This is a genomic window from Pseudoalteromonas sp. OF7H-1, assembly GCF_022347825.1.
Lineage (GTDB): Bacteria > Pseudomonadota > Gammaproteobacteria > Enterobacterales > Alteromonadaceae > Pseudoalteromonas > Pseudoalteromonas maricaloris.
In genome coordinates this window covers 51,250-68,294 of sequence record NZ_JAKRFX010000016.1, presented here as the reverse complement: position 1 = coordinate 68,294, position 17,045 = coordinate 51,250, and the positions used below count along the sequence as shown (strand labels likewise).

Annotated in this window: 16 protein-coding genes; 9 read left to right on the top strand and 7 right to left on the bottom strand. The window is 43.7% G+C overall.

Annotated features, from left to right (window positions below; genetic code table 11):
* Positions 1 to 165 precede the first annotated feature (165 nt).
* The 4 genes from purH to MHN30_RS17975 all read left to right on the top strand — a co-directional run bounded on the left by purH (position 166) and on the right by MHN30_RS17975 (position 4,924).
* Positions 166 to 1,752 (top strand): bifunctional phosphoribosylaminoimidazolecarboxamide formyltransferase/IMP cyclohydrolase, encoded by a 1,587-nt coding sequence (gene purH / locus MHN30_RS17990; RefSeq protein WP_130164981.1) that lies wholly within the window; start codon positions 166 to 168, stop codon positions 1,750 to 1,752.
* A 100-nt stretch (positions 1,753 to 1,852) separates the two neighbouring features.
* A complete protein-coding gene (locus tag MHN30_RS17985; protein WP_039492706.1) occupies positions 1,853 to 2,689 on the top strand; it encodes a class I SAM-dependent methyltransferase in 837 nt (278 codons plus the stop codon).
* Between the two features lie 15 nt (positions 2,690 to 2,704).
* A complete protein-coding gene (gene purD, locus MHN30_RS17980) occupies positions 2,705 to 3,988 on the top strand; it encodes a phosphoribosylamine--glycine ligase (protein ID WP_045990370.1) in 1,284 nt (427 codons plus the stop codon).
* Between the two features lie 114 nt (positions 3,989 to 4,102).
* Positions 4,103 to 4,924 carry a DUF2797 domain-containing protein gene (locus MHN30_RS17975; RefSeq protein WP_130164982.1) on the top strand — a complete coding sequence of 274 codons (822 nt, stop codon included), beginning with the start codon at positions 4,103 to 4,105 and terminating at the stop codon, positions 4,922 to 4,924.
* Here MHN30_RS17975 and MHN30_RS17970 read toward each other — a convergent pair.
* Positions 4,897 to 7,413 (bottom strand): EAL domain-containing protein, encoded by a 2,517-nt coding sequence (locus tag MHN30_RS17970; protein WP_039492712.1) that lies wholly within the window; start codon positions 7,411 to 7,413, stop codon positions 4,897 to 4,899. The two genes, MHN30_RS17975 and MHN30_RS17970, sit on opposite strands and share 28 nt — an antisense overlap.
* A 76-nt stretch (positions 7,414 to 7,489) precedes the next feature.
* Between MHN30_RS17970 and MHN30_RS17965 the strand changes: the two genes are divergently transcribed.
* Complete coding sequence (locus tag MHN30_RS17965; protein WP_239360627.1) at positions 7,490 to 7,789, top strand: DUF4144 domain-containing protein; 300 nt, start codon at positions 7,490 to 7,492, stop codon at positions 7,787 to 7,789.
* On the opposite strand, the gene MHN30_RS17960 is transcribed toward MHN30_RS17965, so the two are convergent.
* From MHN30_RS17960 to MHN30_RS17940, 5 genes are all read right to left on the bottom strand, one after another.
* The gene (locus tag MHN30_RS17960; RefSeq protein ID WP_069021826.1) at positions 7,786 to 8,706 is read right to left on the bottom strand and encodes a histone deacetylase family protein; all 921 of its coding nucleotides are present in this window, start codon (positions 8,704 to 8,706) and stop codon (positions 7,786 to 7,788) included. The two genes, MHN30_RS17965 and MHN30_RS17960, sit on opposite strands and share 4 nt — an antisense overlap.
* Before the next feature lie 104 nt (positions 8,707 to 8,810).
* Entirely contained in the window at positions 8,811 to 10,373 is a 1,563-nt protein-coding gene (locus MHN30_RS17955) for a serine hydrolase (RefSeq protein WP_239360626.1), read from the bottom strand.
* 45 nt (positions 10,374 to 10,418) lie between these two features.
* The gene (locus MHN30_RS17950; RefSeq protein WP_039492719.1) at positions 10,419 to 10,949 is read right to left on the bottom strand and encodes a gamma-glutamylcyclotransferase family protein; all 531 of its coding nucleotides are present in this window, start codon (positions 10,947 to 10,949) and stop codon (positions 10,419 to 10,421) included.
* Entirely contained in the window at positions 10,949 to 11,572 is a 624-nt protein-coding gene (locus MHN30_RS17945) for a LysE family transporter (RefSeq protein ID WP_239360625.1), read from the bottom strand. The genes MHN30_RS17950 and MHN30_RS17945 overlap by 1 nt, the downstream gene beginning before the upstream one ends.
* Entirely contained in the window at positions 11,556 to 12,347 is a 792-nt protein-coding gene (locus tag MHN30_RS17940) for a hypothetical protein (RefSeq protein ID WP_239360624.1), read from the bottom strand. Before MHN30_RS17940 ends, MHN30_RS17945 begins: the two co-directional genes overlap by 17 nt.
* Before the next feature lie 81 nt (positions 12,348 to 12,428).
* On the opposite strand from MHN30_RS17940, the gene MHN30_RS17935 reads away from it, so the two are divergent.
* The 4 genes from MHN30_RS17935 (at position 12,429) to MHN30_RS17920 (ending at position 16,238) form a co-directional block, all read left to right on the top strand.
* A complete protein-coding gene (locus MHN30_RS17935; protein WP_017218460.1) occupies positions 12,429 to 12,758 on the top strand; it encodes a 5-carboxymethyl-2-hydroxymuconate Delta-isomerase in 330 nt (109 codons plus the stop codon).
* A 23-nt stretch (positions 12,759 to 12,781) separates the two neighbouring features.
* On the top strand, positions 12,782 to 13,492 hold the full coding sequence (gene rsuA, locus MHN30_RS17930; RefSeq protein WP_039492725.1) for a 16S rRNA pseudouridine(516) synthase RsuA: 711 nt from the start codon (positions 12,782 to 12,784) through the stop codon (positions 13,490 to 13,492).
* Between the two features lie 99 nt (positions 13,493 to 13,591).
* A complete protein-coding gene (locus MHN30_RS17925) occupies positions 13,592 to 15,250 on the top strand; it encodes a methyl-accepting chemotaxis protein (RefSeq protein ID WP_239360623.1) in 1,659 nt (552 codons plus the stop codon).
* A gap of 367 nt (positions 15,251 to 15,617) precedes the next feature.
* Entirely contained in the window at positions 15,618 to 16,238 is a 621-nt protein-coding gene (locus MHN30_RS17920; RefSeq protein ID WP_223193778.1) for a hypothetical protein, read from the top strand.
* On the opposite strand, the gene MHN30_RS17915 is transcribed toward MHN30_RS17920, so the two are convergent.
* Positions 16,235 to 17,035 (bottom strand): transporter substrate-binding domain-containing protein, encoded by an 801-nt coding sequence (locus tag MHN30_RS17915; RefSeq protein ID WP_239360621.1) that lies wholly within the window; start codon positions 17,033 to 17,035, stop codon positions 16,235 to 16,237. The genes MHN30_RS17920 and MHN30_RS17915 overlap by 4 nt on opposite strands.
* Positions 17,036 to 17,045 lie beyond the last annotated feature (10 nt).

Below are 17,045 nucleotides of genomic sequence, written 5' to 3'. Positions count from 1 at the left end.
TTTTTATTGTTTAAAATTCAGCAGCTAGCGGACATTTATCCTTTTCATATCGCACTTTTCTCATGTTTATCTCGCCTTTTAACATCGTCATCTTAACAATAATGCGCTAAAATACCGGCTTTCTAAGCTAGCCCTTAACTAATCATTGAGGAAACCTGAACCATCATGGATATACATCGTCCAATTCGTCGCGCCCTACTAAGCGTGTCAGATAAAACCGGTATCGTTGAATTCGCCACAGCACTTGCAGCTCAAGGCGTAGAAATTTTATCAACTGGCGGTACTTGCAAACTACTTGCAGACAACGGCATTAAAGTAACAGAAGTATCTGATTACACTGGCCACCCAGAAATCATGGATGGTCGCGTTAAAACGCTTCACCCAAAAGTGCACGGCGGTATCTTAGGACGTCGCGGTCAAGACGAAGACGTCATGACTGAAAACAATATTTCAGCAATCGATATGGTAGTAGTCAACTTATACCCCTTCGCACAAACTGTTGCGAAAGCTGACTGTAGCCTAGAAGATGCAATCGAAAATATCGATATTGGTGGTCCAACTATGGTTCGTGCTGCGGCTAAGAACCACAAAGACGTGACCATTGTTGTAAATGCGAATGACTACAGCCGTGTCATTGAAGAAATGAAGGCGAACTCTGGCTCTACAACATACAAGACACGTTTCGACCTTGCTATTGCGGCCTACGAGCATACCGCTCAGTATGACGGCATGATTGCCAACTACTTCGGTAAAATGGTTCCGGATTATACGGAAGAAGCAGCAGAGGAAACCAAATTCCCTCGCACTATCAATATGCAATTCACTAAGAAGCAAGATATGCGCTACGGTGAAAACTCGCATCAAGACGCTGCTTTCTATGTTGAAAACAACATTGAAGAAGCATCCGTCGCGACAGCTAAACAACTTCAAGGTAAGGCGCTGTCTTATAACAATATCGCTGATACCGATGCCGCACTTGAGTGTGTTAAAGAGTTTGATAAGCCGGCTTGTGTTATCGTAAAACACGCAAACCCTTGTGGTGTTGCGGTAGATGAAAACATTCTTGCCGCCTATGACCGCGCATTTAAGACCGACCCAACTTCTGCCTTCGGTGGTATCATCGCCTTTAACCGAGAGCTAGACGGCGACACGGCGGAAGCCATCGTAGCGCGTCAGTTTGTTGAAGTTATCATCGCACCTAGCGTATCAGAAGAAGCCGCACAAATCGTTGCTGCGAAGCAAAATGTACGTTTACTAGAATGTGGTCAGTGGTCAAACAAAACCACAGGTATTGATATTAAACGTGTTAATGGCGGTATCTTAGTACAAGATCGTGACCAAGGTATGGTTGGTTTGGACGACCTTAAGGTGGTTTCAAAACGTCAACCTACAGAGCAAGAACTAAAAGATCTACTGTTCTGCTGGAAAGTCGCTAAATTTGTTAAGTCCAACGCGATTGTTTACGCCCGTGATGGTATGACTATTGGTGTGGGCGCAGGCCAAATGAGCCGCGTATACTCTGCAAAAATCGCAGGGATCAAAGCCGCAGACGAGAACCTAGAAGTTCCAGGTTCTGTGATGGCTTCTGATGCGTTCTTCCCATTCCGTGATGGTATTGACGCCGCTGCAGCTGCGGGTATCACTGCGGTTATCCAACCGGGTGGTTCAATGCGTGATGAAGAGGTGATTGCCGCCGCTGATGAAGCGGGAATGGCAATGGTGTTTACCGGCATGCGCCACTTCCGCCATTAATCAATAAAGCGCGAAACTTATGAGTTTCGCGCTTTTTGTTTCAGCTAATTTCCAGTATTCTGGCTACAGCATAATCATAACAGAATGAAGGAAGCTAACGATGAATCTAGGTATGAAATCTCTTATCGCTGCTGCAGTATTTACTACTTTAGTAGGCTGTAACGCGACAGAGTCCAACTCCAGCCAAGCAGTACCAAGCGCGATTGCAAAAGCCGTTGCTAGCGACAATCGAGCCGAAAAAAATAGAGCCCGAGACCAATATCGCCACCCAAGTGAAACGCTTGCTTTTTTTGGCATTGAGCCATCAATGACCGTGGTAGAAATTGCACCTGGTGGTGGTTGGTATAGCGAGATTTTAGCGCCGCTGGTTAAGGGTCAAGGCACCTATTATGCAGCGCACTTCCCTGCTGATTCAGATGTTGGCTACTATCAACGCTCATTAAAAGGCTACAAAGAAAAAGTAGCAACCAACCCAGACTATAGTGAAGTAAAGATCACGGAATTTGCACCAGTGACGCACAGTAATATTGCGCCACAAGGCAGTGCTGACGTGGTACTTACCTTCCGTAACGTACATAACTGGTACATGGGTAAAGGGGATGAAGGTGTACTTAGCGCGTTCAACGCGTTTAATAAGGCACTGAAACCTGGTGGCATTTTAGGTGTGGTTGAACACCGTCTGCCTGAGCACCGCCAACTTGAGGATCAAAAGTCGTCAGGTTATATGAAGCAAAGTTATGTTGTTGATATCGCCAAGCAAGCTGGGTTTGAATTAGTTGCAAGCAGCGACATTAACGCCAACCCGCTAGACAGCGCCAATCATCCAAAAGGCGTCTGGACTCTGCCACCTCGCTTAGCGCTAGGTGATGAAAAAGCAGCGCAATATAAAGCGATTGGGGAAAGCGACCGCATGACCTTAAAATTCAAAAAGCTTTAATAGGAAAATTTCGCCATGAATGTACTAGTCATTGGCAGCGGTGGACGTGAGCATGCGCTTGCGTTCAAAGCCGCACAAAACCCATCTGTAAAAACGGTTTTTGTAGCACCTGGTAACGCAGGTACTGCGCTTGAGCCTAAACTTGAAAACGTAGCTATCGGCGTTGAAGATATCGATGCCTTGGTCGTCTTTGCTAAAGAAAACAATGTGCAATTAACCATTGTTGGCCCTGAAGCGCCACTGGTTATCGGTGTAGTTGACCGTTTCCGTGAAGAAGGCTTAGCTATTTTTGGACCTACTCAAGCGGCTGCGCAGTTGGAAGGTTCAAAGTCGTTTACTAAAGACTTTTTAGCACGTCACGATATTCCAACAGCGGCTTATCAAACGTTTGAAGAGATTGAGCCTGCGCTTGCCTACTTGAAAGCACAAGGAGCACCTATCGTCGTTAAGGCTGATGGTCTTGCTGCTGGTAAAGGGGTTATCGTGGCAATGACCGAAGCGGAAGCGGAAGAAGCTATCCGCGATATGCTTGCGGGGAATGCTTTTGGCGAAGCGGGCAGCCGCGTGGTTATTGAAGAATTTTTAGAAGGTGAAGAAGCCTCTTTTATCGTCATGGTTGACGGCAAAAATGTACTTCCTTTTGCCACCAGCCAAGATCACAAACGTGCATACGATGGTGATAAAGGCCCAAATACAGGTGGTATGGGTGCATACTCTCCAGCTCCTGTAGTCACGCCAGATATTCATGACCGCATCATGGCCGAAGTGATCAATCCAACGGTTGAAGGTATGGCGAAAGAAGGTCACCCTTATACAGGTTTCCTATACGCTGGTTTGATGATCACTGCGGACGGCACACCAAAAGTTATCGAGTATAACTGCCGCTTTGGTGACCCAGAAACACAACCTATCATGTTACGCCTTCAGTCTGATTTAGTTGAGCTGATTGAAGCGGCAAACCGTGAAGAGCTTGATCAAACATCGATTGAATTCGATCCACGAGCTGCCGTTGGTGTTGTACTTGCAGCTAGTGGCTACCCAGGCAACTATCCTAAGGGTGACGCTATCTCAGGTCTTCAGGTGAACTATCCTGAAGGTGAAAAAGTGTTCCATGCTGGTACTAAACAAGATGGCGAGCATGTAGTCACCGCTGGTGGTCGAGTATTATGTGCAACGGCCCTTGGCCACACGGTAACCGAAGCGCAAAAACGCGCCTACTCTCTAGTGAAAGACATTCACTGGGATGGTGTAGAGTACCGCACAGATATCGCATATCGTGCAATCGCACGCGAAAGCTAATTCACATTAAGCTTTGCAAGGCCAGCCCGGCGCCGGCCTTTTTCATTTTTACACACTGCGTTTCTAGGTTTGTAATGGTATCCTACCCTTTTATGAGCATTTTTAGGGGCAAAGATGCAAGTACAAGGTACACTCAGCAAGTTAAAGTCAGCGCTTGTTGAACCTATTCAATATCAATTACCCGTGGGTGATAACTTAGTATCGCTCAACGATTACTTTGGTAAACCAGTTACCCTTACCTTCACCGGCAATATATTTTGCAGTAGCTGTGGTAAAAAAACCAAAAAGAGCTATTCGCAAGGCCACTGTTTCGTGTGTATGAAAAAGCTCGCGAGCTGCGACATGTGCATTATGAAGCCAGAGACCTGCCACTATGATCAAGGCACCTGTCGTGAACCCCAATGGGGCGAAGAGAACTGTATGATCCCGCACTATGTGTACTTGGCCAATACCTCAGGTCTTAAAGTTGGGATCACTCGTCATACGCAGATCCCAACGCGTTGGGTAGATCAAGGCGCAACGCAAGCTCTGCCGATTTTTAAGGTGCAGACCCGTCACCAGTCAGGATTAGTGGAAGTGGCACTGGCTCAGTTTATTGCCGATAAGACTAACTGGCGCAATATGCTCAAAGGCATCAATCCTGAAATAGACCTCAAAGCAGAAGCCGCTAAGCTTATTCCCGAGATCCAAGCAAAGCTCGATGAACTTGCTGAACTCTTTGGTGCAACCGCCATTGAAGTGCTGGACGAAGAAGTGGTTGATCTCACTTTCCCTGTAGAGCAGCACCCGAGTAAAATCAGCTCGTTTAACTTTGATAAAGACCCTGTAGTATCAGGCGTGCTTGAAGGGATCAAAGGCCAATATCTTATTTTTGATAATGGCGTGATCAATATTCGTAAGTTTACTTCTTACGAAATTACCTTCTCTGACGAATAAAATGCATGCCAATCGTCTTCTGTAAGTGGCTTACAGAAGACGTAACCTTGGATTGTATGACAACCAAGCTTGCGCAGGTAACGTTTCTGTACAGGCTTTTCTACGCCCTCAGCTACAACTTGTAGGTTGAGCGCCTTAGCCATCGCCACAATTGCCGAAACAATTTCGCTGTTGCCATATTCATCGGGCACCTTAGCAATAAAACTAGCATCTATTTTTAGGATGTCGATGGGCAGTTTAGCCAAGTAACTGAGCGCAGAATACCCAGTACCAAAGTCATCAATCGCCAGTTTCACACCCAGCTCCTTGAGCTTTTTCAAGGTATACTTAGCCTCAAGCAGATTACCGATAAAGCTATTTTCGGTAAGCTCAAGCTCAAGATACTTGCCGTCGACGTTGTGCTTCTTTAATGCCTGCGCAACACATTGATAAAGATCGCCTTGAGTGACATGTGACGCCGAGATATTAATCGCCAAGCGCCTAATCTCAACACCTGCGCGTTGCCATTTAGCCAAGTGCTGGCAGGCTTTATCTATTACCCACTGATCTAAGCGAATAATAAGCCCAAGTTCCTCAGCAAGTGGAATAAATTGAGCCGGTGAGATCATCCCAAGGTTTGGGTCGCGCCAGCGCAGCAAACACTCAACACTGGAAATACGACTGCTGGTTAAGCACTGCAAGGGTTGAAAATGCAGTTCAAACTCATCATTTTCTAAGGCATTCTGAAAACGGCTTAGCATGGATAAACGCTCAAATGAGCGTGCATTCATCGAAGCTTCGAATAACTGAAAGGAGTTGCGCCCTACTTCTTTGGAGCGATACATAGCAACATCGGCGTGTTTAAGCAATGTTTCCGTGTCATGACCATCTTCGGGATAAATAGCAGCCCCCATCGAAGCTGTTGCAGCCACCTGCATATCACCAAGTTGAAAGGGGCTCGATAGTGCCATCAACATTTGGTCAGCAAACTCAATGACCTCCGACATGCCATTCACTTCGCTCAGTAGTACAACAAATTCATCGCCACCAAGTCGCGCTAAGGTGTCACCTTCGTTTAGAATAGACTTTATCCGCTCGCTAACCTGTACCAATAACTCATCTCCGGCGCTGTGGCCAAGAGAGTCATTCACTTCCTTAAAGCGGTCTAAATCTATAAACATCACACTGAGTTTTTGCTTGTAGCGGTGCGCTGATGCCAATGCCATAGAGAGTCTGTCGTAAAATAAGCGGCGATTAGGCAACCCAGTCAATTCATCAAAATAGGCTAAGCGAGCAATTTTTTCTTCAGCATTTTTACGCTCCGTAATGTCGCTAAAAATGGCTGCGTAAAGCATGTCGTCACTGTACGGCTCTCTGATCTCAATAATCGTAAGCCATTCAACATATATCTCACCGCTCTTTTTACGATTGCAGATCTCGCCCTGCCACACACCTGTTTCTCTGAGCGTTTGCCACATGCTCTGATAATAGCATTCATCATGTAGCCCAGAGCTCAATATGCTTGGGTTTTTCCCTAGTACTTCGTAATCTTTGTAGCCGGTAAGCGCACTAAACGCTGGGTTGATCTGGATTATTTCACCTGAACTTTTGGTGATCATAATGCCATCGAGAGAAGCATCAATGATGCGGTTAGCTAGATAAAGGTTCTTCTCCGATTTTTGCAGTGCAATATCACGTTGTACTAGGACTTTTTCCAGCTCGCTACAATACGCAGTTTCAATTTCAGTCAGGACATTTTTGAGCGCTAATAGCCCTATCACTTGTTGCGAATCTGGGGACGTCACCACCAAATGACGAATGGAGTTTACCGTCATCAGCCGATAAGCATCGAATAGGCTGTCTTTTGGCGTCATGGAGAGCATCGGATAACTGGCTAATTGCCAGCAAGGCTGACGCCAATCTGGGTTGAGAATAATATACGCAATATCACGCTGAGTAATAATGCCATACTCATTTAATTCACGGTTATACACCAGCACAGCGGTAAGCTTAAGCTCACGCATATTATTGATAACATCAGAGACGCAGTCTTCACTGTCTAAAATCACAATGCTCGAGTCAAAGTGCTGCTCAATTGGTCTAAAATGCAAATAATGGTCGAGCCCTTGGCTGCGCACAATATCGGATAAAGAGACCACACCACAAGGCAGATTATCCGAGTCCACCACGAGTAAGTGACGGATCCCTAGTTGGTGGAACTTGACCGTCGCCTCACTCAAGGTTTTATCAATTTGAATTTTTTGCACCGGTGTAGTCATCACTTCTCGGATCGGCACCTGGGCAAAGTCAGGATCGTTAAAGTTGAGCTTAACGCAATCCGACTCAGTCCAGATACCAATAATGTCATCGGCACGGGTAATAAAGATCGAGCTCACTCTGCTCGCTCGCATTTGCGCAACCGCATCATATAGACTGGTTTGCTCATCGCAACATAACAAGCTATTGGTAAATACTTCTTTGATCTGTAACTGACGTGAATCACCAACCATAAGCACACTCTCGCAATATTATTCCAATTTGAAGTATACTGGGCGACACTTTTGATAACTTGACCAAGAACAAATTATGGCGATAAAAACCTATCCTTTATTGCTGGTATTAGAGCAAAGTATAGAGTTTATCGAAGATGAAAAAGCACTTAGAGATGCAACGCATCTGCTCGATGTTGCGTCACTCAAACGGTTAATTCTAGTATACCCAAACGATTGCTGCAGCAACGTACACGGTGCGCCCGTGCAGTGTATTGATTTGAAATATTTAACCGAATTAGTGCAACAATATCTCGTTGACGAAGGCCAGTGTTGCGTGAGCAAAATCCAACTGAGCACTACTCAGCAGGCTTTTGATTTATTAAGTCTAAGCTAACCGGCTTCAACCAGCGCTTTGATATGTGTCACGGCGCTGCGGCCTAAAGAAGAAAGATCATAGCCCCCTTCTAAGTAGGAAATAATCCCCAAACAGTCCGATGAGTTTGCAAACTCAACCACTTGCTCAGTAAACCACTGGTAATCTTGTTCAACAAACTTGAGCCCGCCCATATCATCTTCTAAATGACCATCAAACCCTGCGCTGATAAAAATGAGCTGAGGTTTAAATGATTGCAGCTTAGGCAACCATTGCTGCTCCACCAAGGCTTTTAAGTCTGTACCATCCGCTCCCGCACTCAAAGGAGAATTGATAAGTGTTTGATGATTCTCAATTGCAGTATTTGGATAAAAAGGGTGTTGAAACAAAGAGCAAAGTAACACGCTATGATCGTCTTTGAAAATATCTTGTGTGCCATTACCATGATGTACATCGATGTCCAATATAGCAACCCGCTCTACGCCCTTCGTCTTGGCATAAGCGGCAGCAATGGCAACATTATTAAAGACACAAAACCCCGATGAAGTACTTTGATTGGCGTGGTGCCCAGGAGGTCTAACAGAACAAAATGCAGCATCAAGTTTACCAGCAACGACTTCGTCCACCGCGAGTATTCCTGCGCCGACAGCGCGTTCAATCGCTTTCATAGAATCAGGACAAAGCCAAGTGTCGCCGTCTAACTCGGTTAACCCTTCATTAGGGATTTTCTCCATTACTTCTTTGATCATGGCTTGATCATGAACCAATGCATAGTGTGAGGTATCGGCTTTCAGCGCCGTTTTGTGTTCAATGGCGATATCAAGTCCAGACGCTAGCAACCGGTCTGATATCGCATCTAACCTCGCAGGACACTCAGGATGTTCCTCGGTCATTTTATGCTTGCGGCAATATGGATGAGTAATAATTGCAGTACGCATAACGAATATACATCCTATGTTAGTTTGCGACGTGGTTGATTTAAATAGCTATCCTTTCACTATATCAAAGCCACATAATTGTGGCTTTGATACTTTGGTATATCTTAATGCTGGATTTCTTTCGCCTTTAAATCCAAGTTATGAAAATCGAAACTAAAGTCGGTTATTTCCGGATTAACAAATTCCATTGCAGCAGACTCAACCCGTTGAGATTTATCCATCACAAAATTGATGTAAGCATCTGCTTCAAGTAATGGCTCATCCCAACGTACTACAAAGGTGTTACCGGTTAGGTGCTCAAGTTTCCCTTTTAAGCGCTTCGTATGCGTAAAATCAATGCGCAGTTCCTTACCGAGCTTTTCCACTACCACATCGCCATACCAAGCGCTATTTAGTGTTCCCGTGTAGTTGTTTAATGGTAAAGCAGGCTGTGGTTTTGCAACTTCGATTATCCCAGCTTTGGCATATTTTTCTTGTTGCGCCTTAAAGTAATCATCGGCGATGATCTGCACCCAGTCTTTATCTTCTAGGCCAAGCGCATCTTCAAACACTTCATTGATAATCGCGGAAAGTGCGGGGTATTTTTGTTGGTTTGATAAGACCACCACACCCAATTTTTTCTCTGGGATCATCGCCACTTGCGACACCATACCTAAAATCCCACCGCCGTGACCTACCTTTTTATAACCAAAGTAGTCTTCTACCGCCCAGCCAAGGCCGTACCCTCTAAACTGCTGGTGGTATACTTCTGCGGCTTTTGCTGCGGGAATACGCGTAATATGTGGGTGCCACATTTGTACTTGTTGCTCTTGGTTAAATAGCTGCTCACCAGAAGGTAAGCGACCACCTTCAAGCTGAGTTTGTAACCACTTGGTCATGTCATCCACATTAGACGCAATGGCGCCAGCACCACGGAAATCTTCTAGGTAATTAACAAAGAACGGCGTAAGTTTGCCATCCATCGGAATATGGCCAGTCGCCCAATTACTATTGTTAGCCGGGATCCGAGAGAATCCAGCCTTTGAGTCATCCATATCTAGCTTGGTAAACATTTCCTGCTCAACAAAATCGCGCCAATCTTTGCCACTGACTCGGCTTACGACTTCTCCTGCAACAACAAACATCAAATTGTTATAAGCGTAATGGCTGCGGAAACTTGAATCCGGTTTGAGATGTGAAATACCTGCCAGCAATTCAGTCATGGTTTTATCAGTATCAGGCCAGATCATAAGGTCACCCGCCCCAAGACCCAACCCACTTCGATGACTTAATAAATCGCGGATCGTCATCTCTTGAGTTACATAACTATCGTAAAGCTTAAATTCTGGAATGTGTTTGGTGACTTTGTCATCCCAACTCAGTTTGCCTTGATCTATCAACATCGCCAGTGCTGCTGCCGTAAATGCTTTGGTGTTAGATGCAATACCAAACAAGGTATCCGCATTGACCTTGGCTGGCTTATTTAAATGCGTCACTCCGAAGCCCTTGGTCATCACAACCTTACCATCTTCTACGATACCAATTGCCAAACCTGGAATATTAAACTTTGCCATTGCACTTTTTACCGCAGCTTCAACATCCTGTTGGTTTACTGCCGCGCTTGCCTGCGCACTAAGAAAACTTGCAGCAACTAGGCCTGAGGTTAATAGCCATTGTTTTATTTTCATTATTTTTCCTTGGTTTTTTGCCACAACTAATCATGATGTTACCAGTCAAGCTTTGAGATTTAACTTCGTAATATCACATTGATAGATGGCTAATTCTTGTTGTTGTCTGTCACTATTATTATCTGTAACGTGTGATTGCGCCGAAATTGCCTGTAAATAGCTAGTCGGAAACTGATGCTCCTTTGCCCCGGCCAACACATGATGTACGTACCAATCGAAAGGTAATTGATGTTCCACAAAGGTGTTAGCAATATAGCACCAAGCGTCCACCATACCGCCATCTTGCCTTTCAACAGGCAAACAATGACAGCTGTAGCGCTCCCCTTCAATGTCGTCCAAACGCGCCTTTTCTTGCTCATCCAACGCATACAAAACGCCATAAACATGGCTATTTGCTTTAGTGCTCGGCGTAATACTGCACTTGGCTGAACCATCGGTGCTCAACATATCAAAAGTCAGCCGATAGCCATGCAATTTCCCCACTCCAAGTAGCTTCGCTTGTGGTAAGCGAGCAAGCAGACGTGCGGTCGACATATTTGAACCAAAACTAAAGTTAATAATGTTTTTGTCACACATTAGATCACCAATCTTACTGCAAGCAGTAACATGATCACACCGATCCCGCGATCAAACCAATGTCCTGCACGACGAAAAAATTGCCTTACCGTTGTTTTTGATAAAACTAAAGATAAAAATGAAAACCAAGCCCAGGTAGCCAACGCCATATAAACACCGTAAAACAACTGCACACTGCTTGGTGTGGTTGGCTCAATCACTAAGGTAAAAAGCGATAAGAAAAACAACGTTGCTTTAGGATTTAAGGCGTTGACTAAAAAACCTCGTTTTAACGCAGTCCAATTTGACTCAGTAACAGCGTGTTCAGTGATATTTTCTTGCTCTGAATTGGGTTTTGCATACCGCAACGCTTGAACACCAAGGTAAGCGAGGTAAAGCGCGGCTATGTATTTTACTGCTGTGAACAAGGTTTCAGATTGAGATAGCAGTAACGCAACCCCCAATAAGCAATAACTGACATGTACTAAAATACCAAGGCCAACCCCAAAACTTGTCCAAAGGGCGTTTGCTCTACCCTGCTGTACACTTTGTTTAAGCACTATCGCAAAATCAGGACCGGGACTTGCAACAGCAAAAAAATGTGCCAGCGCAATTAAGATAAACTCATCAAGATAAACGAGCATGTGCATGCTCCTGTAAGGCCAGTAAATCACCTCGCTCTGAGTTATCCATTAAGGTATTAATTTGCTTTTTCGCCTTTTTATACTGACTCACAAGGTGTGACTTAAGATGCTTATGACCATCTTTCACCCCTTTAAAATGGCATACTAGGGCATGCACAAAAACACTCTGCTGCTCCGTCAGTGCAGCTTTTCGGTTGGCATATTGGTTGTAGCAAGAACCACATCCTCCCCTAAAGTGATATACAGTATTAGACACCATGACCCCAAAGCCAAAAAAGCTCGCCAGCACATCACAAGCCGCGTCTAATTGCGCTTCCCCACCTGGAGGTAACACGCCACGCTGTAAAATTAAAACTTTTGCCATGACACCTGCATAACTGGCGATCAGATCTTGAGGTTGATTTATTTGATTGGGATTATAAGAAATCAAAATAGGCGCAGCCGGTTCAGCGATGACCGCTTGCTCACCGCGCCAACGCCCTGCAATGTTTAACTTAGTCATGCTGATCGACGCGAGCATGCGTTCAGGCGCAACCAAAGTGATTGGCCACTGTTGTAATCCCGCATAGGACTTTACTCGGGAGAAAACCACTGCCGCCATCTCTTCAATACTGGATACCGGCTCAGGAAAACAACTGGGAGTCGGAGTAATGATCTGCGTTTCATTTAAAAAGTACTCGCCATCAAAATGCTCAAATGCCCAGACAAAGGTATCAATTAACCATTGAGTTTCTTCATCGCTAAGCAAAGGTGAGACTTTAAATAAGGACAGCATGCTAATAATTCACTCTTTTCTGGAATAACCCCTGATAAATAGCATAAACTCTGAGCCTAATGCAAAAACATGGAGTTTCACATGCCACACTTTATTCTCGAACACTCAGCTAATTTGCCAATTGAAACCGAGGCATTAGTATCACAGGTGCAGCAATTTGCCTGTGCAAGTGGCTTGTTTGATCCAACTTCCGTCAAAACCCGTGCAGTTGCTTTTGAGCATTTTCAGTTAGGTGATGGCAAACAAGGATTTATTCACCTGCAGATCCATATGATGGCTGGTAGAACATTAGAGCAAAAACAAATGCTCACGGAAGGTGCTCTAAAGCTTTTGCTCGCAAAGGTCGGGGAGCATTTTGCTCTCAGTGTCCATTGCTATGATTTATTATCCGATATTTACCGCAAAAACTAATTTATTATTCGAGTTATTTAGATATGAAATTTCCATGTAGATTGGAGAAATTTTTGAGCCACGTTGCAGAGATGCCGCGCAGCAAGGTCAAAATTAATATTAAAAAAGGTCTAGTTACCGTCAATGGCAATGTCGTCAAAAAAGGCGATATCCAAGTCACCCCAGCAGACCACATTACTTTCGATGGCAATCGCCTAGAGTATTTGGGTTTACGCTACTATATGCTAAACAAACCGCAAGGTTATGTATGTGCAAATAGTGATGAATTGCACCCTACAGTATTCGATTTAATCGAAGAACCTAACTTAAAAGATTTTCATGTTGCAGGTAGACTGGACATCGATACGACGGGTTTGGTTCTGCTCACTAACGATGGTGATTGGTCTCATCAAATCACCTCGCCAAAGAAACAAAAGTTTAAAACTTATGTACTAGAAAGTCGCGATGAACTCACTGAAGAAGCGCTAACACAGCTTGAGCAAGGCGTTGAGTTACATGGTGAAAGGCAAGCAACCCTGCCAGCAAAAGCGGAGCTTATTGATAAATTCGCACTACGCTTATCTATTTGCGAAGGAAAATATCACCAAGTAAAGCGCATGCTTGCCGCAGTTGGCAACCAAGTAGTTGAACTCCATAGAGAAAACATTGCAGGGATCGAACTTGATCCAACCCTTGCTGAGGGAGAATATCGCCCGTTAACTGATGAAGAAATAAGCATAATTAATGCAAATTAGTCTTCGCCCTTAGGTAGTATGAGTAAATATCATCTCAAAATAACCTGCATAGGGCATTAACCTACTTACAAACTCCCCCTAAACATGCTAAATCATGTAATGAGAGTATTTTTAGGGGGCGATCCTGTGTTTTCTAGTTTCACATTAAAAGCAAAAATAATTACCTTTGCCGCCGCAATATTTGTTTCATTACTTGCCGTTGCCTTTGTAGGTCTTCAAGCTCTGCGCCACGCCAGTGAAAGCGATAATATTGCGCGTATCAACCAATTAATGAAAAGCACCGTTAATATTGTTAAACAGTTTGAGCGCTTTGCAGAGCAAGGAAAACTGACTGAGCAACAAGCAAAAGAGATGGCAATTCAAGTTTTAAGAGAAAATAAATATCATGACTCTGAGTATGTGTATGTTGTTAATGATAAAATGGACTTCGTAGCAACACCTCATGACCCCCAACTACATAACACCAGCTTTAATGACTTTGAAGATGCTGACGGCAAAAGCATAGGCAGCATGGTAAAGCGTTTAGTCGGTAACCAATTTGATCGGATCATTACCTACAATTGGACCTCATTACGAAATGGAGAAGTTGTCGACCTGACCTCAGTGGTTCAAAAAACCCCAGGGTTTGGCTGGTATGTCGGCACTGGTATTAGTTATAAAGAAGTGAACGAGCGCTATTGGGACACCGCAATCTGGTTAGTTGCACTTTCTTTAGTGGTTGCCGTTGCATTAACCACCGCACTTGCGCGGTTTGGACTGTCACTCAACAATAAACTTGGGGCGGAAATCAATGATGTGCTCGAAATCGTAAAACATGTTTCAAGAGGAAACCTGACTACGCCAATCAATACTGCTGACTGTCAAGATTATAGCATTCTCGCAGCTATGGCCTATATGCAAGGCGGATTAAAAGGGGTAGTTGAGGGACTAAAAGAAGCAACCAAGGCGCTACAAAACCAAACATCAGACAGCGAGGTACGATCAGTAGAACTCGAGAATCTAACTCGTAGTTTAAATGCAGAAACTCAAATGGTGGCTTCAGCAATTACTGAGCTCACAGCATCAGCACAAACCGTTGTCGAACATGCAGAGCAAGCTGCAGATTCAGTTCAAGAGGCTGAAAAGCAAGGTAATGCAGCCGACAAACTGACAGCTCAAGCAGCGACTGAAATTGCATTATTAGAGCAACAAATTGACAGCGCTGGTAATAACATTCAAGTGCTAGATGAAGAAGTATCTAATATCGCCAATGTACTTACCGTAATCCAATCTATCGCCGAGCAAACCAATTTACTGGCTCTCAATGCTGCGATAGAGGCAGCACGAGCTGGAGAGCAAGGACGAGGCTTTGCTGTCGTAGCGGACGAGGTCAGACAGCTTGCTCAGCGCACTCAAACCAGCACAGAAGAGATCCGTACCATGATCACTAAACTGCAAAGTGCGACTCAAGATGCGAAGGCTTCGGTAAGCTTGAGTATTGCAACAAGTGAAAAGACAGTAAGTATGTCGTCTAAAGCATCCCAAGCGCTTGTGCAAGTCGCCGATTCTTTAAAATCTATATCGCAAATGAGTCATCAAATAGCTCAAGCAGCCAAAGAACAGTTGGATGCAGGTGAAGATACAGCCAAACGCGTCGTTATTATTTCTGATACCGCTTCGCAAACGGCTAGCGTCTCAGAAAAAGCACATAAAGCAACCGATACGATTAAATCATTATCCGGAAATCTAGAGCTTGAGATGGCTAAATTTAAGGTGTGAAAAATTAATTTTATCTTTACTTTTCAGACCATTAGAATAGTGTAAATATATCTAAACTATTATTTTAAAATTTTCTTTAATTTTTCATTCACCTTGTGTTTATTTGGTGTTAAGTTTGTACCTGTCGGGAGTGTCGGTTGAGTAGTCTGGCACGGCTCTCCTGAAGTTGTGAGAATCACAATAAAAGATAAATCCAATACAATTTGATCACTTGGTATTCAAGTGTGTTCAATAAGGACTATGATAATGCAAAAGCTAAATTTGAAAGAATGCAAAAAAGTTTCTGGTGGCGGTATTTTTGAACCTGAATTTCCACAACAAAAAAGCCAAGAGTCTCAAAAGAAAGACTAAGTTTTAGATTGTCAAAATGAAAAAGAACTTTTCAATAAGAGATCTACTTCTTCCTTACGCTGTTATCGGAGTAGGTCTTTTTGTACTATATGATATTAGGTATCACTTCTTTTTAATTTACATTATGACGATCTCTGCAATTTTGGTGGTGGGGATTCGGCTGAAAGACATTAACATTTCCACTTTAGCTATTCTGGTTGCAATTCCTTTTTCTCTCGAAGTCATTGTTTTTTCATCCGGATTAATTAGCTTATCTTCAACCGAAAGCAGTCGCTTACTCCAAAATAGCATTATTTTTGGCGTACATTTTTTAATAAATTTATCAGTTGTCTTCCCTTTAACGCATCGAGTTGAATTAACTAAAAAGCTTTTTCCTAAGGCAAAAGTGAGATTTACCTTCGCAGATTCCATCTTACCTTGGTTGGCAATTTTAGGGGTATTTATGAGTTTTGCAGGACTTGTTGAAAACTATTTAAGACATGCTAAAGGTGTAAACAGTACTATCTTCTTCTACAGTTTTGACGTTAGTGGCTACATTATTTACGCTTCCAATTGTGGCGTCCTACTTGTTTTAACTGCCTTAACGTATAAAGAGGAATACGACTATGCGCTGCCAAGCTTACGCAAAAAGCGTTAATCTTCTGTAAAATACGGATTCACCAAGTTTATAGTTGCGCTTGTAAACTGTTTATCTAAACCATACTTTTGTTTTAAAGTTTGTAACTCGCCAGACGCTTGAAGTTTGGCAAGCCCTTCTTCCAAAGCCTTTGCCAGCGCTTGCTTGTCTTTATTTACAAAGAAGTAAAAGGCGGTTGAATACGATAGATGAAAATCAGGTACGATCATGAGGTTCTCGTTATTTTGTGCGATTAACTCTGAATTTGCCTCAATCACCGAGCGTGGAAAATAATCCGCTTTCTTATCCGCAATCAAATTAAACATAGTTTGATAATCAGAAATCGGTCTGACCTTAAGGCCGTTATAGCTTAGAATTTTGGTATCAGGCCAATCGTGCCCCTGAACTGCGGTAAAACGCTTTAATTCGTTAAGTGACCGAACTGCTTTTATGGCTGGATAAATATCTTTATGAACAATCAGCACACGTTTACCAATAAGTCCATCATACAAGGGGACCTTAATAGGAATAGCAATTTGCTCACGAGCAGGACTGGTCATCGACCAATGTAAATCAACCTTACCTCGGCTTAGTGCCATTAGCGTGCGCTGTTGATGAGGGTGGATTTTGATGTGTTCAATTTGAGCTGAGTACTTAGCAGCCGCCAGCGCCTTTTCTAGTAATTCGTAAAGATAAAGATCGCGATCGTACAAGGTTCGCGCTTCTTTCGCGACATAGATTAACTCGGGGCTTTGCGCCGCTATACAAGCGCTTTGAAACACCAGAGCAGAGATAATTACACTCAACTTTAACTTCATCGCACAACCC